The organism is Brasilonema sp. UFV-L1, from assembly GCF_012912105.1.
In the GTDB taxonomy this organism is placed as follows: Bacteria; Cyanobacteriota; Cyanobacteriia; order Cyanobacteriales; family Nostocaceae; genus Brasilonema.
The window spans coordinates 1-23,102 of record NZ_QMEA01000046.1; the positions used below are offsets into that span (position 1 = coordinate 1).

Sequence of the window (23,102 nt, forward strand, 5' to 3'; positions counted from 1 at the left end):
TTTACATTCTCCATACCATAAGTTGGGGGCTTGTATCCTTTTCTTTTTCGGTCAACATAATTCGTAATTGATATTTTCACCTGTTCAATTTTTTTTCCTCAGTTCACTGAGAATTCTGCCACCAGAAGGTACGTGGATTTCTAAAAGCTTAAAATATCTAACGATTCTTCTATTTCTAAATCTAAAATTCTTTCCCGTACATTTTTATGCTCTTCTAACTTACCTTCTTTTCGATAAAGGTCTGCCGCTTTCTGAAAATCATCCATCACTCCCAGTTTATCTCCTAGGTGATAACGAGCATGACCACGATTGTAATATGCATCAGCATCGTTGGTATTTATCTTAAGAACCTGAGTGTAATCTGCAATCGCTCCCTGATAATCTCCTGAGTCATAACGAGCTTGAGCACGGTTATAATAGACATCAACATCATGAGAATTCATTTGAATAACTTGTGTGTAGTCCTCAATTGCTCCCTGATAATCTCCTAAATCAAAACGAGAATTTCCACGATTTTTGTAACCTACAGCATCATTAGGTTTCATCTCTATTGACTGACTAAAAAGTTCAATTCCTCTCTTGGAATCTCCAAAGCTAGAACTATTTGGATTAATCTTAATTGCCTGATTATAATCCTCAATTGCTCCTTGATAATCTCCTAGGTGATAACGAATATCAGCGCGATTTCTATAAGCAACTGCATCGTTAGGATTCATTCTAATTGCCTGAGTATAATCTGCGATCGCTGCTTCGTAATCTCCTAATTGGTAACGCGCTAAACCAATTTGAGTGTAAACTTTGCCGTAATAAGGATTAATTTGTATTGCCTGATTGTAATCTGCGATCGCTCTCTCGTAATCTCCTAAACGGTACCTAGTTAAACCACGTTTATAGTAAATTTCAGAATCTTTCGAGTTCAGTTTTAAAGCTTGATTGTAGTGATTCATGGCAGCGTTATACTGTTTTTTCTCAAAGCATTCATCACCCAGTTTTCCAGAAAGCAAATTTAAATCTCCATTCTGAAAACGGAGATAGTCATTTTGCTCAAGAGAAAAGTTGGTTTTAACAGACTGTGGCTTCTGTTGCTGATAGCTGCGTTCTTCTTGTTCAGGAGAAAAGTTGGTTTTGACAGACTGTGGCTTCTGTGGCTGATAACTAGGTTCCTGTTTTGGGTGATATTTTTCTTGAGATTTTTGGTTATCAGAGTCAGGAGGCGTCAAAGATTCTAACTGTTCTAAATAGCACCGTAAGCCACCACCATACAATAATTGTTCTATCCCAAATGAAATTTTCCCAGTTTTGAGCTTAATCATTTGGGTAGGAAGAAAGCCCGCGAAGAACAAGTGATATTCTGGTTGTGCTTCATTGACTTCCTCTTGAATCAAAATGCAAACGACAACAGCATTTTTTTGGACTTCTTCTGAATTAATTGACCATCTGACTTTATTCAGACTGCCATGACGTGATTTGACTGCAATCCCAACTGATGGATCAAAAGTCAGCGTAAAATCAACTTTACCATCACCAATACCGAATCGTTTTTCATAATCTACTTCAGTCACAAAAGTAGCTAAACGTTCTTTGACAACTTCTTCGCCTAATTTTCCTTTTAAATTACTGATAAAAACATCGCGGACTTGTGAAGTGCGTTTATATTTCTCAGCCATCTGCCAGCAAAATTCCCGTAGTGCTTTTAACCTCTCTCCAGAGATGACTGTTAATTCGCTATATTGCCCTTCTGTTTCACAATGCAGCAGACAACCAGATGTTAACCTTTTGATGAAATCAGATTGTAGCGATCGCAGTAGGGTAATCCAATCCATTTATCATTCTGCGAATCTTTTTGCTTATTGTCTTAAAATAACAAATCAGCTTAAATTTGTCTTTATTGTATTGAATTTAACATGAGCATGTATCAAAAAAAATCATGTTTGACTACTTTTGTCAATTTTTTTTTTACATCTGTTACTAAAAGCTTGCGGGATCCCTGAGAACTTGTTGTGGAGATTGCTAGAATGAAAGCAATAAAGCAGGAACGCGGGACTCCCTGTGCTCCTGCTTAGAACTGTGAATCTAAACTGAATGCCAAAGTAGGTGTTGGAGCAGACACAGCAGAGAGTTGTTTCTGTTGCTAGTTCTGCTTCTTTTCCTATTGTGTTGCTACGAAATCGCAGACTCTTACAAGAGGTTGTTTTTGAAATCCTTAAGTTTTAATACAGTTCCTCTTCCTTGTGAGTTTCGATGGTACAGTCTCCGGTTGGGTAAGCCACACAAGTCAGAATATATCCAGCTTCCATTTGGTCATCATCCAAGAAAGATTGGTCAGACTGGTCTGGAGCTTTACCAGTTACGAGTTTACCAGCACAGGTCGAGCAAGCACCAGCGCGGCAAGAGTAGGGCAGGTCAAGACCAGCTTCTTCAGCAGCGTCTAGAATATATTCATCATCTGGTACTTCAATTGTTTCCTTTAGACCTTCAGCTTCGTTGATCAGTGTGACTTTGTAACTTGCCATTTTGTAATCCTCTCTTTTGCAAACGGGCCGTATAAGTTATCCTGAAGCAAGTTCCACGGCTCACCTTATCGGCTGGGCCGCTCATTAAAATTTGCTTCACTTCTGATACTACGAGAAAAATAAAAGGATGTAACCGGAAATTGAACTCGATTAGTAATGAAATTTAGTTAGTTAATAATGATAAGTTTCTTTTATAAGAGAAGCACTGCGGCGATCGCCAGAGCGTAACCATTCCCACAGCTAGAAGCAGTGGGCTTTGTCCCCCTCCCCTGACTACCCGCAACGCCGGGTGCGTACTCATCAAGTTTGCGGAACTTACGGGCGAGGTTACGGTTAACCAGAGGGTGTGCTCACCCCCTCACCCCAAAAGCCCAATTTTCGCAAGTACTCGTAACTTACTCGGTTACTGAAAAGCCTTGGATACGGGCAATACCCTGCGTTAATCAATTTCACCGTAGTTCATTTGACGGTGGACGGAACTGAAAAGTTCCGTAGACAGCGTTAGCGCAGCGCCCCTCTTAGGGGAAGCGCGATTACCGTGTTTCCTCCCATGCCTAAAGGCTATGGGTTTCCACACCACCCGCGAGGTTTTATGAAAGAGTATGATTTTTGAGGCACTTAAGCGTCAGAGATTTCTTCACCCTTGTGGGTTTCTATGGTACAGTCAGAGACCGGTTTGGCAATACAGGTCAGCACATATCCTTTATCGATCAGATCATCGTCTAAAAAAGACCCTTCAGATTGATCAACCGAACCCGATTTAATGAAGCCACCACAGTCAGAACAAGCACCCGCGCGGCAAGAGTAAGGCAGATCAAGACCAGCCTCTTCAGCGATGTCTAGAATATATTCATCATCTGGCACTTCAATTGTTTGGTTTATCCCTTCAGCTGTATTGACTAGTGTCACTTTGTAAGTTGGCATTTTGTCATCCTCTCTTTAGTAAATGGACCGGATAAATTATCCTTAAGCGAATTCCAAGGCTCGTCTTATTGGATTAGCCTTTGAGTAAAATTTGCTTCATTTTTGATCCTACGAGAAAAGTAACATCATATAACCAAAATTTTCACTCAATAAATGAAGTCCCCGTCCGCGCATGACGGGTTTCTTGAGAATAACAACAGTTAAAAACCTTAATTATTCGTTTAGAAACCCGGTTTTTTGGGTCTTGTTGAGAATGCTGCATTCCGGTCAGTTAATGAGAATAAGTTTTCTTTATAGAATTGAGTATATATTTGCTATCTTTTTAAAAAGGCTTATAAAGCATCAAAAAAATTATAATAAATGTCTAAAAACAGAACTTAGTACTCATTTCATAAATTTGTATCACAATAAAAGTTCAGAACACTCATTCAGGCTCATGCACAAGAGCAATAAACTAAGGGGCATCCCAAATACTCAAATTTACGCTGTCTGCTGTGCGAGCGTCTTGTTCGCACTCTAGTTCACACGCATTGGGATGCTCTCATAAATTAGGCAATGACAATCATGATGTACGATAATTCTACTTTTTCGCAAAAACGCCCTGTACGAGTGGGTTTAATTGGTACCGGGTATACAGCTGTGGCAAGATCTGAAGCATTCCTGCATGATGAACGCTCACATCTGGTTGCTGTTGTTGGTCATACACCTGAGAAAACAAAAGCTTTTGCTCAAAACTACCAGATGATGGTCGTCGATTCTTGGCAACAACTGGTGGAGCAAGACAATATAGACTTGGTTGTCATCTGCAGTGTGAATCGAGATCATGGTATCATTACACAAAGAGCACTTGCAAATGGCAAACACGTTGTTGTAGAATACCCCCTTTCTTTAGACGTAGCAGAAGCGCAAGAACTCATTACCTTAGCAAAAGCACAAAAAAAATTCCTCCACGTTGAACATATCGAACTTTTAGGTGGATTACATCAAGCCTTGAAGCAACATCTACCAAAAATCGGTCAAGTGTTTTTTGTGCGCTACAACACTATCAAGCCTGAACATCCCGCACCTCGCAAATGGACATACAATCATGAGCTTTTTGGCTTTCCTTTGATGGGGGGGCTTTCCCGATTGCACCGTCTTGTGGATTTGTTTGGTACAGTGATGTCGGTTAACTGTCATAATCGATTTTGGGAAACAGAAACAGAGTACTACCAAAGCTGTTTCTGCGATACTCATCTGTCCTTTCATAGTGGACTGTTAGCCCATGTTGTCTATGGTAGAGGTGAAAGTTTGTGGCAGCCAGAACGTAGGTTTGAAGTTCATGGTGAAGATGGTGGATTAATTTTTAATGGCGACACAGGAGTTTTGGTACAGCGAGGAGAAACAAAGCCCATAGAAATTGGGGCTCGTCAGGGTTTGTTTGCTAAAGATACAACAATGGTGTTAAATCATCTTATTGATGGCACTCCCTTATACGTCACCCCAGAAGAAAGCTTGTACACCCTCAAGGTTGCAGATGCAGCAAGACGTTCTGCCCAAACGGGGTTGACTATAATTGTTGAGGATGAAACTCTAAGCTAAAAAGGATTTCTTGAGTTTCTCATCGCTCAACGTAACATACAGTTGGCAAACTTTTGGCAAGCTATATTTATGGCAGATTCTTTAGACAAAATTTCATGAAAACTGAAACGATTGTTATTTTATCTAACAGAGAACTAGATAAAATGCGTAAGGCTGGACGTTTGGCAGCCGAACTCTTACGCCACCTTGAACCAATGGTGAAGCCGGGAGTTAGTACTCTCGAACTAAATGACGAAGCGGAACGATGGACACAGGTGCATGGAGCAAAAAGCGCACCTCTTGGTTATAAGGGTTTTCCTAAGTCGATTTGCACGAGTGTGAATGAAGTCATCTGTCACGGTATTCCCAATGCCAAGCAAATCCTCAAGGAAGGTGACATCATTAATATTGATGTGACGCCAATTGTTGATGGCTATCATGGTGATACATCCAAGACATTCTTTGTTGGCACACCTTCCCCAAAAGCAAAAAAATTGGTAGAAGTGACAGAGGAATGTTTAATAAGGGGTATTGCTGAGGTTAAGCCAGGAGCACGTGTTGGAGATATTGGTGCAGCTATTCAGGAGTATGCTGAGGGACATGGATTTTCGGTAGTGCGAGACTTTGTAGGACACGGTGTCAGCAACGTTTTCCACACTGCACCGGAGATTCCTCATTATGGCACGCGTGGTAAGGGAAAACGTCTGCGATCTGGTATGGTTTTTACCATTGAGCCGATGATTAACGAAGGAACGTGGGAAGTTGAGGTTCTGGGTGATGGTTGGACTGCAGTGACACGCGATCGCAAACTTTCCGCTCAATTTGAGCACACTCTAGCTGTAACTGAAAATGGCGTTGAAATCCTCACGTTACCGGGAAGCTTGTAGTTGCGCGATCTGCCGAAGCGCGTAGCGTGCGCTTTGCGCTTAGGCCGCAGCGATTGCAAAGAAAGCGGGAAGCCCCCTCCGGGGTCTACGTTCCACTGCGTTCCATTCGCTGCGGACAAACTGATAAATTTTCCCGCCCACCTACTTAAGATATCTTTTGCTAAACCAAATTCTGTGTCACAATCTGTATCAAGCATCAAATAAACAAGAATTGAAGCTGTCACGCGTTTCATTGCACACAGCTAAAAGCTGGATGTCTCACCTGTTTCCGCAAGGAGGCTCACACCGTAATCTATTGATTCGGTGTTGAGACGGCAGACGCTTCAAGCCGGGGAACCCGTCCAACGCGCTGCCTCAGGAATTGCGGGTTAAAAACGCAACATCCCCCGACTGATAACAACCTATGGTTGTTGAAGAAGTGGGGATAGTTAAGTTTTTAACAATCTCCGGGAACACACAACGCCCTTCGGAGCGGCACGAAGTGCGGGGCTGTAGTCTATAATATTAGTCATATGTGAGTAGGTCGAACTCATGGAACAAGTACTGACGCTAGTTTGCAAACTCAACCCCACACCATCACAGTCTGAAAGGTTGGAAGTAGTTCTTCATGCTTTTGCTGCGGCTTGCAACTACACCAACGAAGTTGTTAAACCGCAGATAACCAGCAAAACAACTATTCAAAACGTTGTTTATGAGGATTTGCGTTCAAAGTTTGGGTTGGCTGCTAATTTAGCTGTTAGAGCTTGTGCCAGAGTTGGGGCTAATAGATTGGCGGCTAAACGTGCGGGAAAACCCGTAAAGATGTTTAAACCCACATCGGCTGATTACGATGCCAGAATTTTTGCATTTAGAGAAAAGGACTGGTCAGTAAGTTTAACAACATTGTCTGGTCGCGAACACATCAAAATTAATGCTGGTAATTATCAACGAGGTAAGCTCAAAGGTAGAAAACCTACTTCTGCTCAATTGTGCAAGCATCGTGACGGTCAGTACTACATCCACATTCAGTTAAAAGATGAGGTTCCAGACCCACAACCTACTAGAAAAGTAATCGGCGTTGACTTCGGTCGGCGCGACATTGCTGTAACCAGTAACGGCGATTCTTGGGACGGAAAACAGTTAACTAAAACTAGAGATAAGTACAGCAAGGTCAGAGCGTCTCTCCAGAAAAAAGCTTCCACACGCACAAGGTCTAGTCGGCGTAGATGTCGGCAAGTCTTGGCACGGCTATCGGGGCGGGAGAGACGATTTCAAGCGTGGGTAAACCACAACATAAGCAAAACAATCATTCAGCAAGCCAAAAGTGGGCAAGCATTTGTAGCGATTGAGGATTTGACTGGTATCCGTGAGAGGACAAACCAGAAACCACGGAACAAGACAGAACGTCGTAGAAGTAATTCTTGGGCATTCTATCAGTTGCGGATGTTTTTGGAATACAAGGGATTGAAAGACGGGGTGGAAGTTGTAACCGTCTCCCCTGCATACACGAGCCAAACTTGTCATCAATGCCTACATATTGGCTTGCGCTCTGAGAAGAAGTTCAAATGCGGTTATTGCGGGTTGTCTTGTGACGCGGATTTGAATGGAGCAAAGATGATTGCATTATTGGGGCTGTCTGTAAGCCAGCCTGGAGGCTCGAACGGTTTGTACTGTAATCTCAGTACGGACTCTTCAGGGCTGCTGAAAGCCCACACTGTATTCGGTACTCCGAATCAGTGTGGGTAGTTTACTATCACTGATTTTCTTGATTTTGTTCGCATAGTGTGCCCGTAGGGCATACTTTGAATTTTGAACTTTGAATTTTGAACTTTGAATTGCTTGTGCATCCCTAGGTGAATGAAATGCTGGGAACAACGCTCCGAGGGCGCTACGAAATTGTCAGACAATTAGGAAAGGGAGGATTTAGTGAGACATTTTTGGCTTACGATAAGGATCTACCCGGAAAACCTTATTGCGTTGTCAAGCAACTCAAACCCCCTCTGACTGCTTCTTGGGCTTTGCAAACAGCGACGCGTTTATTTGATAGGGAAGCACAAGTTCTCTACAAGTTAGGTAACCATGACCAAATTCCGCGTCTTTTAGCTCACTTTGAAGAAAACGGGGAATTTTATTTAGTTCAAGAATATATAGAAGGGGATGTTCTCAGTAGAGAATTTGCACAAGGTAGACAGTGGAGTGCAGATGAAGTGATTACCTTTTTGCATGACATTTTAAAGACATTAGAGTTTGTTCATCAGCAAAACGTTATTCATCGCGATATTAAACCGGCAAATTTAATCAGACGCGCGTTAGATAGAAAGCTAGTTTTAATCGATTTTGGAGCAGTCAAAGAAATCAATTCTTTGGGAGCTAACTCTCAAGGAAAAACAATTATTGGCACTCCTGGTTATATGCCAAGCGAACAAGTGACTGGTAACCCACACTTTAGTAGCGATATTTATGCTTTGGGTATTACAGCTATCCAAGCTTTCACTGGAATTTTGCCTGAACAACTTCCAAAAAGTCCAGAAACTCATGAAGTTGTTTGGCGACATTTGGTACAAGTTAAATCTGAGTTAGCAGATATTTTAGACAAAATGGTACGTTATGATTTTCGTCAGCGTTACCAGTCAGTGAATGAGGTTTTACAAGCCCTTTCAAGCTTAGTTCCACAAACGAAACCCAAGTGGTGGCAAAATAGAAAACTTGTCTTGGCTTTGGTCTTGGTTATTATTGTACCTTGTATACTCTTGTTGGTTCGTCCAGAAATAGGACAAATATTTGGTTTCTCACCTAATGATTCATCATTAACTAAGTATGATAGTTCTAACTTTTTTGGGATCAGGATGAAATATCCTAAAAGTTGGGGAATTCAAAAGATAGAAGATAGATTTACGGGTGATGTCGCTAAATTCTTTCCTCTTCAAAAGAGCGATTTAAAATCTTTGCAACCAGAACTATCTGTAGAAAAGCAAGATTTGAAAAAACCTATTTCATTGCCTGATTATACAAACTCAAGAGTTAATGAAATCACTCAGTTTTTAACAAATCCTAGAATTCATGATTCGCGTGCAACGAAACTGGCAAATCTTTCAGCGCATGAAGTTGTTTATACAGGAAAGCAAGAGCAACATCATGTTAAAATGATGGCAGTGTGGACAGTCAAAGATAGCAAAGCGTATATCGTGACTTATACAGCGGAAGAAAGTCAATATGATGCTTTTTTAAAAACTGCACAAGCAATGATTAATTCGTTGGAGATTCGGGAAAATACGCCCACGCCGTCCAGATAAGTAGCTCAACCTAATTAAACGTGAAATGTCATTGCGAGTGAAACGGAGTGGAGCGAAGCAATCGCAAAGATTTTATTTTATGTTTCTCAATGTTGACCTACTTATGTACTATCCTTAGTTGAGGTAATAACCATGACTCAAGCTTTACCAAAAACCAAGCTAATAACCTTTGAAGAATTCCTAGCTTGGTATCCTGAAAATTCGCAACGTCGTTATGAATTATATGATGGAGTGATTGTAGAAATGCCTTTGCCAAAAGGGAAACATGAAAGAGTTGTTGGGTTTTTAGCTTCCCAAACAACATCTGAATTTCTGCGGCTAAAGCTTCCGTACTTCATACCAAAAACTGTAATCATCAAACCACCTCTTCATGAATCTGGATACTCCCCAGATGTACTGATACTAAACAACGACAATCTTGTCAATGAGCCTGTATGGGAAGATGAATCATTCATCACTCAGGCTGCATCAATATCTTTAGCGATTGAAGTTGTTAGCAGTAATTGGCGTGACGATTATCTCAAAAAATATGCTGATTATGAGGAAATGGGGATTCGTGAGTATTGGATCGTTGATTATGCTGCTTTGGGCGGAAGAGAGTTTATAGGAGATCCAAAACAACCTACTATTTTGGTTTGCTCATTGGATGAAGGTGAGTATCGAGTTACCAAGTTTCGAGGTGATGACCGTATTGTATCTCCCACGTTCCCAGAACTTACCTTAACTGCCCAACAGATTTTTAATGCTGGCACATGAATCCAAAATAGCGAAGATGAGTTGTCATTGCGAATGAAGCGTTAGCGCAGCGTGTCCCCTTGGGACTCAGCGGAATGTAGACCCCGAAGGGGGCTTCGCCCATTGCCCCAAAGATTTTCTTTGAGAAACTTGATATCAGCATACCTTGATGTCAAAAGTGAACGATGATTGAATCGCGAGTCATTTCAATATAGGAATGACTAACAAATAGCTCACTTAAGAATTGCAAATTAGCTGCGAATATTGCCTCTAATTCTAGGTTACTAATATTACCTGTGGTAACAAGAAGTAATTTATAAGGCTCTTTAATCGTTAAAAAAGAATTTAAAAAATCAGAATCCTTGGTAATTACTATACGGTTATCCCGTATTGAAATGGAATTAATCTCTGTATCAGATGTCGCATTTTTGTGAGGTAAGTCTTTTGTATGAATTGTATCGTAACCAGCAGATTCCAGGAATCGAGCGAGTCGAACAGGTAATTGAGCGTCAACAAGAAATTTCACGAGGCAATTTTATAGATACTTTTTACTTGGCTAAGGCGAACTGCAAACTGTAGAGCAGCTAAAATGTCTTCCCGCTCTAAATCCTCATAATCTGCTAAAATTTCATCTATTGTCATGCCAGAACTAAGCAATTCGAGAATTAATTCTACAGGATAACGAAGTCCTCTAATACAAGGCTTGCCGTGACACACGTCAGGATTATAGGTAATGCGTTGTAAAAGGTTAGTAGTCATATTGTTTTTTTCGTAATTATATAAATATCATTGACTGCGAGATGGGCGAGATGTCAACTCCCTAATCTTAGGATTTTCTAAAAGCTTTTTCGCATCTGCTATTAGCTTATCGCCCCAGAATTGTTCTTTGAGAAACTTGACATCAGCATACCTTTTGTCCAAACGCAAAACTGCTTGTGCCATCGTTAAACCCTGTTGCTGCTCTCCTTTACTATAAAGTGCCACTGCAAGGGCTAATTGAGGTTCTACTAATTTGCTGTTATTATTAATCACAGTTTGAAACTGACGCGTAGCTGCTTCTATATCTCCTTGTTCGTATTTGATTAACCCAATGTGGTAGTAGGCAAGTGCATTTTTGGGGTCTAACTGAATTACCTGGTTAAAATCTGCCAGGGCTGCTTGCTTGTCTCCCGACTCAGCGCGGAGAATACCCCTGTTGTTGTAGGCACTTGCATCTTTGGGGTCTAACTGAATTGCTTGGTTCAAATCTGCCAGGGCTGCTTGCTTGTCTCCCAAATCAGCGCGGAGAACACCCCTGTTGTAGTAGGCAGGTGCATATTTGGGGTCTAACTGAATTGCCTGGTTAAAATCTGCCAGGGCTGCTTGCTTGTCTCCCAAATCAGCGCGGAGAACACCCCTGTTGTAGTAGGCATCTGCATATTTGGGGTTTAACTGAATTGCCTGGTTATAATCTGCCAGGGCTGCTTGCTTGTCTCCCGATTGATAGCGGAGAACACCCCTGTTGTAGTAGGCTTTTGCATATTTGGGGTCTAACTGAATTGCCTGGTTATAATCTGCCAGGGCTGCTTGCTTGTCTCCCAAATCAGCGCGGAGATTACCCCTGTTGTTGTAGGCAGGTGCATATTTGGGGTCTAACTGAATTGCGGAGTTAAAATCTGCCAGGGCTGCTTGCTTGTCTCCCGACTCCTTGCGGAGAATACCCCTGTTGTTGTAGGCAGGTGCATATTTGGGGTCTAACTGAATTGCGGAGTTAAAATCTGCCAGGGCTGCTTGCTTGTCTCCCGACTCCTTGCGGAGAATACCCCTGTTGTTGTAGGCAGGTGCATATTTGGGGTCTAACTGAATTGCGGTGTTAAAATCTGCCAGGGCTGCTTGCTTGTCTCCCGACTCATAGCGGAACTTACCCCTGTTGTTGTAGGCAGTTGGATCTTTGGGATCTAACTGAATTGCCTGGTTAAAATCTGCCAGCGCTGCTTGCTTGTCTCCCGACTCATAGCGGAGAACACCCCTGTTGGTGTAGGCTTTTGCATTTTTAGGACTGAGTTGCAGCATCTTGTTAATGTCCTCAAGAGCTGCCCGGTACTTTTTCAGATAATAGTAAGCTTTACCTCGTCCGTAGTAAGCATCAGGATTGTTGGGATTAATCAGCAAAGCTTGGTTGTAATCAGCGATCGCTCCTTGGTAGTCTTTTCTATTTGCCTTCGCTCCCCCCAAGCTGATAAATTCCTCAGCACTCCTTTGTCTTGCAACCGCTGGCGTTTTTCTTGTATTTGCTTGTCCTGCACTAGCGACATTAGGTTTAGCATTTGGTTGTTGTGCAGTAGTTGGCGAACCCGCCGGACGATTTCGGGCTGTTAGAAACATGTTAATTGGAATTCCCAACCGCAAAACTGACAACAGAGTCCCTTCTTTACTGACTTCGCTTTTAGCAGCTGCGTTAATTCCCACCACACGACCATTTTCATCTAACACCGGACCCCCACTCATTCCGGGTATCGCCTCGTTGTTATAAACCAAACCATAGCCCTTTTCTGGGTTTTTGATCAGACTTCTAATGATTCCAGGAGGAGTAATTTGATAACTGCGTTCCTTGGTTATGCCAGCTAAACTATCAGCCCAACCTACCACATAAACTGTCATGCCTTGCCTCATTTGGTCAGAGTTACCTAAATTAGCAAGGCGGTAATTTTTCTTGCTTGTGAACTGCAATTCTGCTAAGTCCAACCCAGGTAGTTCTCGCCTGCGGGAAACTGGATAGCGACTTCCATCAGGTGTTTGAATTTCATATTTCCCATCGTTAGCCACCACGTGTTGATTGGTAATCACAAAATAAGTGTCACCTTTACGTTCAAAAATCACCCCAGAGCCAATACCTTCACCAGTAATGAGAACGGTAAATTCTTTCGCAATATCGCTGATTTGCGTTGGGGATAATGCGACAGCGAGTTGAGGTTGCACCATTACGACTGCTGCACCCATCAGCACCGGTGGTAGATGACGAGAAAAGAAATTCATATTTAAATTTTGCCCCAATAATCGTTATATCAAAATTAGTAGTATCAAGTTCGCTTAATTGCTTATAAATCCCTCTGAACCCCACCCCGGTTTTGTCTGGTGCCAAAACCGCCCCTCCCCTTGGTAAGGGGAGGGGACGTAAAGCTACGCTTTACGGGGGTGGGGTTCTGTCTCGTTCCTTGTCTCTGGCAAGGAATGCAGTAATGGAGGCAGAGCCTCCTGAGCTACTACCAGGCTCCAGCCTCCAGAATTGCATTCCCAGGCGCTTTGCCTGGGAACGAGAGTGAACGAGAGTGACTGCGGGAATCCCTCTGAACCCCACCCCGGTTTTGTCTAACGCCAAAACCGCCCCTCCCCTTGGTAAGGGGAGGGGACGTAAAGCTACGCTTTACGGGGGTGGGGTTCTTCGCATTTTTCCATGTCTCAATCGGAATCCCCCAGCTAGATTTACTCATTTTCTCTCGCAAAGGTTGTTCCGGCTCAGTTCCATCCTGATAAACATATGGATTACCCCACAGAGGTTCAGCGTGCATTCCATTAATAGCTACTACCTCACCAAAGCGATTGAGCAGTGGTCCTCCACTCATCCCTTTTTGCAAATCATTAGTATATCCAATTCGGTATCCACCCTCTAAAGCTTTCTTTAGAATCAGAGAAACTTTACCAGTTTTAAAAACAAATCCCTGGTCTTGATCTGTGTCAAAATCAAAGGGAAATCCAGCTGCAAATACCTCATTGCCTACACTCAGATTTGATGCAGAACCCAAAGAGGCGATCGCATAGCTGACTTTAAGACTGCGAAACTGCAAAACAGCCAAATCATTGTTTTTAAAGTAAGGAGCAGAGTCTTTGGTGCTAGGAACATCAGCCACATACACGTGAGCGTCGGGGGTTTGAATTTGATAGGGAGGTTTGCCTGATTTGAGTACATGAGCATTCGTCAGTACTGTATACACTGAACCTTGTTTGTGAATCAGAATACCTGATCCGAGAAAGTTTTTTGACAAAACTTTAACTGTAATCGACTTAGCTTTGTATTGCAGTTGGTTTCCCAAACGTTGGGTTAAGGGTTGCTCAACACAAACCCCGACATTCGGTGCTGATGCTACCGAGGAGATTGATAAACTACCAATACAGGCAACCAGTAGAAGTAAGCGCCATTGCATGTCAGTTTAGTTTGCAATTTGCTTAACATTTCCAAAGAGGTTGTCCTGCTGGACAAGATGTGCGTGTCGTCCCTGTACCTTCCATCTTAGAAAGGAGCTTTTGGACATCAAGGTAGGCTGCGTCTTTTTCTGAGGAAACAACATCTGTGCTGCTCGTACCTCCACCCAGTTCAACGATTCCAGGACTAACCGCACTCCGACCATATTGCAGTTGTTGTAGAATATCCTCAGGATTTTTACCAGGCTTGAGAGTAAGCAATACTCCGTCAGGCAAACAAGGACCACCTTTTTCACTAGCAACGCATAATACAGGTTGACGCTCAGACTTACCAGCTCGCAGAAAATTTAGCGTGCCATTGTCATAGAATCTTTGAAATCTGGCAGATATATCTTCACAGCGCTTTTCAGGAATCCAAGGAGGAGCAAATCCTGCATCAACCCAGCGAATCATTGGGATGTTTCCCCGTTTAGTGTTAACAAATGTTGCTGGAACACCTTTGCTCATTCCGCAGAAGAACTTTTGGTTTTGAGCATAACTTGGCTGAGTCAGAGTTGCAGTCGAGGTAATGGTGAAGGCGATCGCGTAGAGAGTTGTACTTTTACAGGCGATAAGCCGGAAGCTTGACGCAAGGCGTATCGCATTGGATTTGTCGGCAAATAAACTGAGTTTCATAGTCATTTCAATCTTTATGAAACTATATTTAAATATTCGCTGATCGTTAGTTATTTTCCTAACTTTATCAAACCATAAGTACAATACGAGTACAAGTAAGCAATAGAAACGCCCTTATTTATTTCAGGACTTACGCACGAACAACGTAATCAGGACTTACGCAAAAATAACGCAATTGGAGTCCGCAGCGACCGGAGGGAAGCAATCGCAAAGCCTTATTTTTCGTCGCGAGTGCGTAAGTCCTAGTAATCATAGTCCGCAGCGACCGGAGGGAAGCAATCGCAACCCACTGTTTTTAGTAGCGCCTGCGTAAGTCCTATATTTTAGAGAGTGCTGTCTTCTTCACAAAAATCCCTCTATCAATTCTTGCAAAGATTACTAACTATTTATTACAGGAGGTTGTGAAACCATAGAAGTTTTTCTTTCTCTAAAATTTTACTAAGAAAAGTTGCATTTATAATACAATTGTTATTAACAATCAAAGATATTTATGACATAATTTGACCTATCTTTTTTAGGACACGCAAAATGTCTTGTATTTGCTCACGACGCGGGATGAGAAGAGAGTAGATATCAGATAAATCGTACTGAGGCTGATTGTGAGTTGCAAGTTTGATAAATTGAAACTCGTCTCCATTCGTAATCATTCCATAAACAAAACGTTCTGGATGAGGATTTGCCATCATATATGTCAGAACTTGGGGAAGGGCGACAGTAAAAGCAATAGTTGATTTAGATTCAACGACTAATACCCAAAATTGCTGTTGAATAATTAAAGTGTCAATCCGTCCCCGTAATACTTCGTCTTTTTCTTGGAAAACGATTTCAACTTCCGGCTCAGTAGTCACAAAGAAAGGTTCATCATACAAACCAGCTAATGTTAGTAAGGGAGAAATTAACAACTGATTAACAGTCCCTTCTGCTAGAGAACCCCTTTCTCGATGACGATAAAATCGATTTTTAATTTGTTCTAAAATCTTGATTTCTTGATTGGTGAGTTCGGGTAAATCCTGTGTCCATTCCTGGAAAAAGTCATCATCCTGTGTAGGAACAAGATTAAATCTCTCCTTTAAATCAAGTAGAGTGTTGATAGTTTTTGATATTGCGCGAGTTTGAACCATATTTCTTTTATGATTAATAATCTGGTATCTTGCACTATTACAAGAACAGAAAGCGCCCTTCTCACTCGAGAAGGGCGCTTTTGACTTGCGGAGGACGCGATACATCGCGTCTCTAAGCTATTAAGAATTAACCGTTGATAGCAGGAGCACTCATTGCAACAGGAGCAACTTCGCCGCTAGCTAAGTCGAGGGGGAAGTTGTGAGCATTACGTTCGTGCATAACTTCCATACCCAGGTTTGCACGGTTGAGGACATCTGCCCAAGAACCAATCACACGACCTTGAGAGTCAATCAAAGATTGGTTAAAGTTGAAACCATTCAGGTTGAACGCCATTGTGCTGATGCCCAGTGCGGTAAACCAGATTCCAATTACAGGCCATGCAGCTAAGAAGAAGTGTAAGCTACGGCTGTTGTTAAAGGAAGCGTATTGGAAGATTAGGCGACCAAAGTAGCCGTGTGCTGCTACGATGTTGTAGGTTTCTTCTTCTTGACCGAAGATGTAACCGTAGTTTTGAGATTCGCTTTCGGTTGTTTCACGAACCAAGGAAGAGGTTACCAAGCTTCCGTGCATTGCACTGAACAAGCTTCCACCGAATACACCAGCCACACCTAACATGTGGAAGGGGTGCATTAGGATGTTGTGCTCTGCTTGGAACACCAACATGAAGTTGAAGGTTCCAGCAATACCCAAAGGCATACCATCAGAGAAGGAACCTTGTCCGAGTGGGTAAATCAGGAATACGGAGGTTGCTGCTGCTACAGGAGCAGAGTAAGCTACGCAAATCCAAGGACGCATACCTAAGCGGTAGGACAATTCCCACTGACGACCCAACCAGCAAAAGATACCGATGAGGAAGTGGAATGCTACTAGCTGGTATGGACCACCGTTGTACAACCACTCATCTAAGGAAGCAGCTTCCCAGATTGGGTAGAAGTGTAAACCAATTGCGTTGGAAGAAGGAACAACTGCACCAGAGATGATGTTGTTTCCGTAGATCAAGGAACCTGCAACAGGTTCACGAATTCCATCGATGTCAACGGGAGGTGCTGCGATGAATGCAATAATGAAACAGATGGTAGCAGATAGAAGAGTGGGAACCATCAATACACCAAACCAACCTACATATAGGCGGTTTTCGGTGCTGGTGATCCACTGGCAGAACCGCTCCCATACGTTGCCGCTTTCGCGACGTTGTACTGTTGTGGTCATTGTTTTTATGAGTGCTTTAACTGTTATTAACTGTTATTAATCAGGTAATTCATTGATTTACCTGTCATGTTTCACTTTACATGAATTCACTGAAAACGAAAGTAGTTACTTAATAATTTGTTATATTTTTATGTTGTTTATGAATAAAAATAAATTAAGTCATACAAATATGACGATAACCTTTAAGTCAGTCAGCTATGAGATACTATATGGGTTTTTGATTTGTTATTTATAGCAATCCTATATGAGTTGTGTTGGCATAGCCTGCGCGCAGCGCATAAATTGCTGGAGCCCAGAAACCCGGTTTCTGGCAGAAACCGGGTTTCTAATTTTTCACAAATGACTTATGACTGCTATATGATGTTTGTAACTGATGCAAATCCTTGCTCTATAACCGAAAACTCGGTTTATTCGCCAGAAAACAGGCTCCTTTCAACGAAATCTCAATTAGAAGTCAAAATATATGTAAGGTAAGCTGCCTTCAGGAGCGAGTAACCAAACACTGTAGAAACACAACGGTACGAAAACAAGCTTTATAGGCCAGTTGAACTGTAACTTGAGTGTTCGATGAAAAATGTAGACTCCAGCCATTGCAATATATAAAATGACTAGTAATATTGCCAGTTGGTATTGAGTAATATTTAAAGCTTCAACGTATACCTTTTGAGCAAATTGCTTATCGCCAGAAAAACCCCAAAGATGTTGAAAGACTAAAGAAGAATCTTTGAGGTTCGGTAAGCGAAACCAAATCCAAGAGGTGAAAACCATGAATTGCGTTACTAGCCAAGCCAAAATTGTACCTAATGGTTGTTGCCAGAAATTTTCTATATCTTCAAAGCGATCGCTTATTGCATCAGTCAAACGATGAACAGCTAAAGCTAACCCGTGAAAGACTCCCCAAATCATAAAACTCAATGCTGCACCGTGCCAAATACCTGCAATCAGCATGACAATAATTAAATTAATGCAGGTGCGATCTAATCCTTGACGAGAACCACCCAAAGGAAAGTACAGGTAATTACGCAGCCAATCCCCGAGAGTGATGTGCCAGCGTCGCCAAAAGTCAGCAATACTAGTGCTGAAGTAGGGAAAGTCAAAATTTTCAGGTAAAACCAAACCACACAGTAAAGCACTACCACGGGCAATGTCTACATAACCACTAAAATCCAAATACAGCTGGAAGCCGTAAGCAACAGTTGCTAACCATAAATCTGTGCTACCCGCCCTTTGCAAGTTCCCAAAACATAAATCAACAAAAATTCCTAAATGGTCTGCTAAGATAACTTTTTTGACTGCACCTCTAGCAATAAGCCATAGTCCATCTGCCACAATCTCAGGAGTGAGGAAGCGGTGATTCTTGAATTGATTTGCTAAGCTATGGAAACGAGTAATTGGACCTGAAATCAATTTGACAAAGAAAAACTTGTATGCAGCAAATTGGACAAATTCTTCACTAGCGGGTGCGCCACGGTAGACATCAACTAAATATGCAATACACTCAAAGATAAAAAATGAAATTCCCAAAGGTACGATGACTTTAAAAGATTCAGCAGGTGAGGAGATAATACCAGGAAAAAAGAATTCTAATAAAGGTAATAAGTATTTAAAACAGAGTAGTAAAAAAACATTTACAAATATACCTAGCCACAAAAGTTTAAGACGGCGACGATTCCAATCAAATTGAGCTAAATGCCATTCTTCATTAGAAAGTTGCCAGTCTAAAAAATGAGGTTTTAACGTTTGCTCACCAATTTCTTTAGCTAAACGAAAATTAAAAAAAATAAGTACTAGCAGCAATGGGACGTAATGAAGTTGCAAAGATGCATAAAACACTATACTAGCAATTAGCAATGTCCATAAACGCAACTTTTGTTGTGCTACAGACCAATAAATTCCTAGCACGCTCAGCAAAAATAACCCGTATAGAATAGATATCAAGTTCATGTTTTACTCAGGAGTCAGGAGTCAGGAGTCAGGAGTCAGAATGACTTTTTCTTCACCCAAGCTGAATTATTCTGTATTTTTTTGATAGCGTAGCGAAGGCAGGCATACTTTGAATGTTAGCGTAGCGTGCCGTAGGCAGTGAATGCGTGAATTTTTATTCAAGCTGTTTCTTATTTAAAAGGCCAAGGAATCATAGGATCATTAGCAAGTTTTTGTGAGACTTTGTAAGCACCGTAACGGTTGAGATGGCTGGGATCAGAAAAGTAGTCATGGGCCTTGGGTAGAAATTGACTTAAGTCTCGATAAATAAAGTTTGGGTTGGTAGATAAATTTAACATATACTGCTGAAATTCTTGCTCATGTTTTGAGCGTACTGAGTCTAAATAATCTGCTGTCAGAGGCATATTGACAAAGACTAGAGTTATTTTCCGAGACTTGGCAAATCGAAGTAGTTCTTGTATAGCAATATCTTGGTCACCTTGGAGTCGAAAAGATTTGTAGTCGTTATCGTAGTATCCTGAAACTTGAGAATGTTTCTGATAGTATGTCGTCGGTTGAAAGCGCGTGGAAAGAGCAAGAAATCCGTCAGAGTCAACTGCTTGCTGTGAAATATTTTCTAAATTCAAGTTGCGTGATTGTTTGGTCGCTGCTTGGTCAGTATGACTCATAACAGGCAAAGATTTCAATTGTTGTTTCAAAAGATTTTTGAGATTGTCACGCTTTTCATAACTAGCAGATAAAGCAGCTAGACTTTCATTTAACCAATTATCTACTGCCTGATAAGCACCTTTACCTATCTGAATTCCTGTTTCTTGATCTGTGGTGTTAGTTGTGCCAAGATAAATTGCTTTTTCTGCTGCTTTTTCCAAGATATATTTATATCCGGGTGATGCAGCAATTGTGCTAAAAGTGATATCTTCTCGACCACTATTAAAAGCACGAGCACCGTCTGCCCAAATAATAAGTTTTGGGAGTTCCGATACCTCAAGAACTTGACGCACAATAAAATTGACAACTTTTGCTGTGGCACCATTTATGCCAAAGTTAAAAACATCGATGTGATGAGAGTCTGGAGTTGCCAAAGATTTGGAAAGAGCAACAGGATCTATTCCTCTAAGAGCGCGTGAAGATCCAATAATCAACACATCTGGCGGATGTCCATTTTTTGCTATACGCTGTTTGTATAGTGCGAGTTGCTCATCTAATTGCCGAGCATTAAAACTTGGTATTTGCGTTAGCAATGCTCCCGATTTGTGAGAACGTGCTGCAAGAAGAATAGCAGTTGATGTTGCCTTTGGCTTTAATGGTGAAGCTTGCAAATCTGCTTGTGTAGATTCAGAGGTATTGGAGACACTATTCCCAGGTTTGGCAGATTTGTCTTTAGAAGTCGTGGTAAAAAATGCTGTTCGTTTCTCGTCAGTTTCAGAAGTAGACAATGTTCCAAGACTAGAGGATGATTTGGGTAAAACACTAGTCACTGTCGAGGTTTGGGGTATATTGCGGGTTAAAAATCTCTCCAAAATCCAATCTGTTTGTAAAGTCAGTAGTAATCCCAATGTACCCCAGACTAAGGCAACTTTAAGTCCTTGATGGTGTGTTGTTTGTTCGTGTGATTCGTCGTTATCTATAAACAAATGTGTTTCTAGAAAAAATTTTTTGAGTGTTGCGCTCCAATCTTGAGTCACTTCTGTGACAAAAGTGTAAACTTCTTCTGTAGGAAGGTTAGGGCGCAGCACAGGTTCGTCAATTTTAGATGGTAGAAGCTCACGAGTGTAAGCAGAGGCTGCAGCAAATTCTGGTGTTGCCTCGCTCACTAAACGTTGGCGGTGATTATAATCGACACTGTAATCCCATAAAGGTTCCTTGTTGCCTGCACGACGTCCATAAACACGCACACCTGCAATCCCAGGTATTTCCAACTGACGCACAAACTGAGTCACAGCTGATGCAGTTTGTTGGCGTGCTGGACAAACGGGTGCATCACACATGATGTGCAATAAATCTGCTTTGCGATCCAAAAGGACGCGAATACCTCCCGTTTTTAGGCGCGTATCTAGATCAGGGTTGAGCAAACGTTCCAACAAGAAAACAATAGCAGGTTGATCAAAAGAAGTCGCCAGCTTTTGGGCTGATATTCCTAAAGCTGGATGTTCATTCGCAGGTAATGATAACCAATCAACCCATGCTGGTTGATTGTCTTTTATCTTTTGCCCATACACTGTGGTTGCGACAATGCCTTGGGGAGCTATTTTTTCTAAAAAAGGTCTGATTGCTTCTAAACACAGTGTTTTATCTGGTTCAGGAGCAGTTCCGAATTGGTCAAAAGCTTGGGTACAAAAGATGTGTAGTGTTGATTCTTTGAGTGTTGCCTTGACTGCTACTTTTAACTCTGACAACTTCTCGCTTAACAAATATGACAGCGCTTGTACATCTCCCCAGCGTGCCCATTCTTTAAGCATAACCTCAGATGGCGTCAAATCTATCTTGAACTGCCAATCTATTCTGTTTTCACCTCTGACACGCAAAGCAATCACAGCATCTTGGTAACCAGAAAGTTTCAGATGCCGTAATTTCTGGGCGACTGGTTCAGCAATTAAGGATGCATCAGGACTGTAACTCGATTCACACAATATCCACAAGCGACTTTCATTTTTCTGATTGTTTTCTGTGGGTTTTGGCTTGATGAGTTTAACTTCTACAGCAATACCAAAGTTACTTAGGGTTTCACTAAGGTAGCGAGCGATCGCCTCTGGTTCTCCAAGACGAGCTAAACTTTCGTTTGAAGCAATCAGCGCCCCACTCGGTTTTTGAGATTTTTTCTCGTCTTCTAGCAGCGCTTGCTCTACCTCTTCTAAATGCTGCTCCAGTTGATTAAGATAAACTTTATGGCACCATTGAGCGCGATTTTCTCCTTTTTTGCGTCCGTAGACAAAGACTTGATAAATTGATGGTTGTCCTTGGTTTGTCAAAACATCCAAGTCTGTTTGTTGTAATGCTCGCAGCAAGTCAGACAAAGTTTGCCAACGCTGAGGACATTCTCGACCTTCGCACAAAATGTGTAGGTTGTTTCCCTGCAACCGAATTTTCACCCCGAAAGTGCTAATCCCTGTTGCTTGGCTAATCCACTGCACTAGAGATTTTTGGCGATTTAGTAATTCTGTTTTCATGGAAAATTGACTTTACTGAAAGCTAGTTTTAGGGAACAATGCTTTGATTCAACAAGAAACTATTTACTTGGTCGAGGTCACTTTGTCAATCGCTTTTTACTGGAAACAACATGATTTGATTCTCAATCGCTAATCCCCAATACCTTGTACACTAGAACTATAGAACTATCACACTATGTCGTTTTTTTTTTACGCTTTTGTTACGTTATAACTTTGTAAAATCGGCAAAAATAGTTGTATACAGTCACAAGACTGACCCAAGGCGAGAGTCCTTATAGGTTCGGTACTTCCTTTGACTGTTGGGGAATTCCCAAGGGCGGAGTGCCTCACCAGTTTCCTGCCTCCGGTTTACCCTCAAAATAGCAGTGGTTTGACTTGTTGTTTGGTTTCGCATTTTGTCCCTTTTCTTCTTGAACTTCCAGGAAATCGCACATGCCACCTGTGACCTCTGATTCTTCATCTGATTCTGGACTCAATCCGGTTCTCTTTTCTATCCCCCAGTCTCTGCTTTTACAAGTTGGTACCGTGTCTATCCTACTATTGTTGATGGCAGAAAAAGCCACTGCAAAAACTCTACAAGGCATTGGGGAAGCAACCGAAGAATTATTTCGAGGCGATCGCCTGCCCATTCTCAACTTTCCTGACCAAAACGAATCATAAACAAAGCTAAAAAATATACTTTTGATTGTCAATGATTCTACGGCAATTTTGCTGAAGAACGCACCAAGGTAGAACTGTGCAGCTAGAAATACATCCGCTAAGAAATGCGCGCTTATTTGTTTGAGAAGCATGCTGTCTTTCATCGCGCTTTCCGGGTGTCTCGAAACACATCTTCTTTTTGATTCACAAAAAAATATGTTCCCATGCACTCTATTCTCTTTCCTCCAATTCTGAGTTTGTGAGTTGTTGACGACT

Annotated in this window: 18 protein-coding genes; 6 read left to right on the plus strand and 12 right to left on the minus strand. The window is 41.8% G+C overall.

What is annotated here, in order from left to right:
- Nucleotides 1-140: 140 nt before the first annotated feature.
- The 3 genes from DP117_RS15025 to DP117_RS15035 all read right to left on the minus strand — a co-directional run bounded on the left by DP117_RS15025 (nucleotide 141) and on the right by DP117_RS15035 (nucleotide 3,437).
- A complete protein-coding gene (locus DP117_RS15025; RefSeq protein WP_169219108.1) occupies nucleotides 141-1,823 on the minus strand; it encodes a tetratricopeptide repeat protein in 1,683 nt (560 codons plus the stop codon).
- 387 nt (nucleotides 1,824-2,210) lie between these two features.
- Complete coding sequence (locus DP117_RS15030) at nucleotides 2,211-2,513, minus strand: ferredoxin (protein ID WP_169219109.1); 303 nt, start codon at nucleotides 2,511-2,513, stop codon at nucleotides 2,211-2,213.
- A 618-nt stretch (nucleotides 2,514-3,131) separates the two neighbouring features.
- The gene (locus DP117_RS15035; protein ID WP_169219110.1) at nucleotides 3,132-3,437 is read right to left on the minus strand and encodes a 2Fe-2S iron-sulfur cluster-binding protein; all 306 of its coding nucleotides are present in this window, start codon (nucleotides 3,435-3,437) and stop codon (nucleotides 3,132-3,134) included.
- A 567-nt stretch (nucleotides 3,438-4,004) separates the two neighbouring features.
- Between DP117_RS15035 and DP117_RS15040 the strand changes: the two genes are divergently transcribed.
- The 5 genes from DP117_RS15040 (at nucleotide 4,005) to DP117_RS15060 (ending at nucleotide 9,912) form a co-directional block, all read left to right on the plus strand.
- Complete coding sequence (locus DP117_RS15040) at nucleotides 4,005-5,018, plus strand: Gfo/Idh/MocA family oxidoreductase (RefSeq protein WP_169219140.1); 1,014 nt, start codon at nucleotides 4,005-4,007, stop codon at nucleotides 5,016-5,018.
- A gap of 95 nt (nucleotides 5,019-5,113) precedes the next feature.
- A complete protein-coding gene (map, locus tag DP117_RS15045) occupies nucleotides 5,114-5,884 on the plus strand; it encodes a type I methionyl aminopeptidase (RefSeq protein ID WP_169219111.1) in 771 nt (256 codons plus the stop codon).
- Between the two features lie 531 nt (nucleotides 5,885-6,415).
- Nucleotides 6,416-7,609 (plus strand): RNA-guided endonuclease TnpB family protein, encoded by a 1,194-nt coding sequence (locus DP117_RS15050; RefSeq protein ID WP_169219112.1) that lies wholly within the window; start codon nucleotides 6,416-6,418, stop codon nucleotides 7,607-7,609.
- Nucleotides 7,610-7,725: 116 nt separating this feature from the next.
- Complete coding sequence (locus DP117_RS15055; protein WP_169219113.1) at nucleotides 7,726-9,156, plus strand: serine/threonine-protein kinase; 1,431 nt, start codon at nucleotides 7,726-7,728, stop codon at nucleotides 9,154-9,156.
- Between the two features lie 132 nt (nucleotides 9,157-9,288).
- Nucleotides 9,289-9,912: a Uma2 family endonuclease gene (locus DP117_RS15060; RefSeq protein WP_169219114.1), complete on the plus strand. Its 624-nt coding sequence runs from the start codon at nucleotides 9,289-9,291 to the stop codon at nucleotides 9,910-9,912.
- 151 nt (nucleotides 9,913-10,063) lie between these two features.
- On the opposite strand, the gene DP117_RS15065 is transcribed toward DP117_RS15060, so the two are convergent.
- The 9 genes from DP117_RS15065 to DP117_RS15105 form a co-directional block, all read right to left on the minus strand.
- Entirely contained in the window at nucleotides 10,064-10,417 is a 354-nt protein-coding gene (locus DP117_RS15065) for a DUF5615 family PIN-like protein (protein WP_169219115.1), read from the minus strand.
- Entirely contained in the window at nucleotides 10,414-10,650 is a 237-nt protein-coding gene (locus DP117_RS15070) for a DUF433 domain-containing protein (protein ID WP_169157022.1), read from the minus strand. Before DP117_RS15070 ends, DP117_RS15065 begins: the two co-directional genes overlap by 4 nt.
- 27 nt (nucleotides 10,651-10,677) lie before the next feature.
- Nucleotides 10,678-12,906, minus strand: a complete 2,229-nt coding sequence (locus tag DP117_RS15075) for a serine protease (RefSeq protein ID WP_169219116.1) — start codon at nucleotides 12,904-12,906, stop codon at nucleotides 10,678-10,680.
- A gap of 227 nt (nucleotides 12,907-13,133) precedes the next feature.
- Complete coding sequence (locus tag DP117_RS15080; protein ID WP_169219117.1) at nucleotides 13,134-14,072, minus strand: serine protease; 939 nt, start codon at nucleotides 14,070-14,072, stop codon at nucleotides 13,134-13,136.
- A 22-nt stretch (nucleotides 14,073-14,094) separates the two neighbouring features.
- The gene (locus DP117_RS15085) at nucleotides 14,095-14,745 is read right to left on the minus strand and encodes a COP23 domain-containing protein (RefSeq protein ID WP_169219118.1); all 651 of its coding nucleotides are present in this window, start codon (nucleotides 14,743-14,745) and stop codon (nucleotides 14,095-14,097) included.
- Nucleotides 14,746-15,233: 488 nt separating this feature from the next.
- The gene (locus DP117_RS15090; protein WP_169219119.1) at nucleotides 15,234-15,866 is read right to left on the minus strand and encodes a type I restriction endonuclease subunit R; all 633 of its coding nucleotides are present in this window, start codon (nucleotides 15,864-15,866) and stop codon (nucleotides 15,234-15,236) included.
- 127 nt (nucleotides 15,867-15,993) lie between these two features.
- Nucleotides 15,994-17,076 (minus strand): photosystem II q(b) protein, encoded by a 1,083-nt coding sequence (psbA, locus tag DP117_RS15095; RefSeq protein ID WP_169219120.1) that lies wholly within the window; start codon nucleotides 17,074-17,076, stop codon nucleotides 15,994-15,996.
- Between the two features lie 447 nt (nucleotides 17,077-17,523).
- Nucleotides 17,524-19,020, minus strand: a complete 1,497-nt coding sequence (locus DP117_RS15100) for an MBOAT family protein (protein ID WP_169219121.1) — start codon at nucleotides 19,018-19,020, stop codon at nucleotides 17,524-17,526.
- Nucleotides 19,021-19,190: 170 nt separating this feature from the next.
- Nucleotides 19,191-22,187, minus strand: coding sequence for a DUF1574 family protein (locus DP117_RS15105; protein WP_169219122.1), 2,997 nt, complete (start codon nucleotides 22,185-22,187; stop codon nucleotides 19,191-19,193).
- A gap of 432 nt (nucleotides 22,188-22,619) precedes the next feature.
- Here DP117_RS15105 and DP117_RS15110 point away from each other — a divergent pair, with 432 nt between their 5' ends.
- Nucleotides 22,620-22,847, plus strand: a complete 228-nt coding sequence (locus DP117_RS15110; protein WP_169219123.1) for a hypothetical protein — start codon at nucleotides 22,620-22,622, stop codon at nucleotides 22,845-22,847.
- Nucleotides 22,848-23,102: the final 255 nt, after the last annotated feature.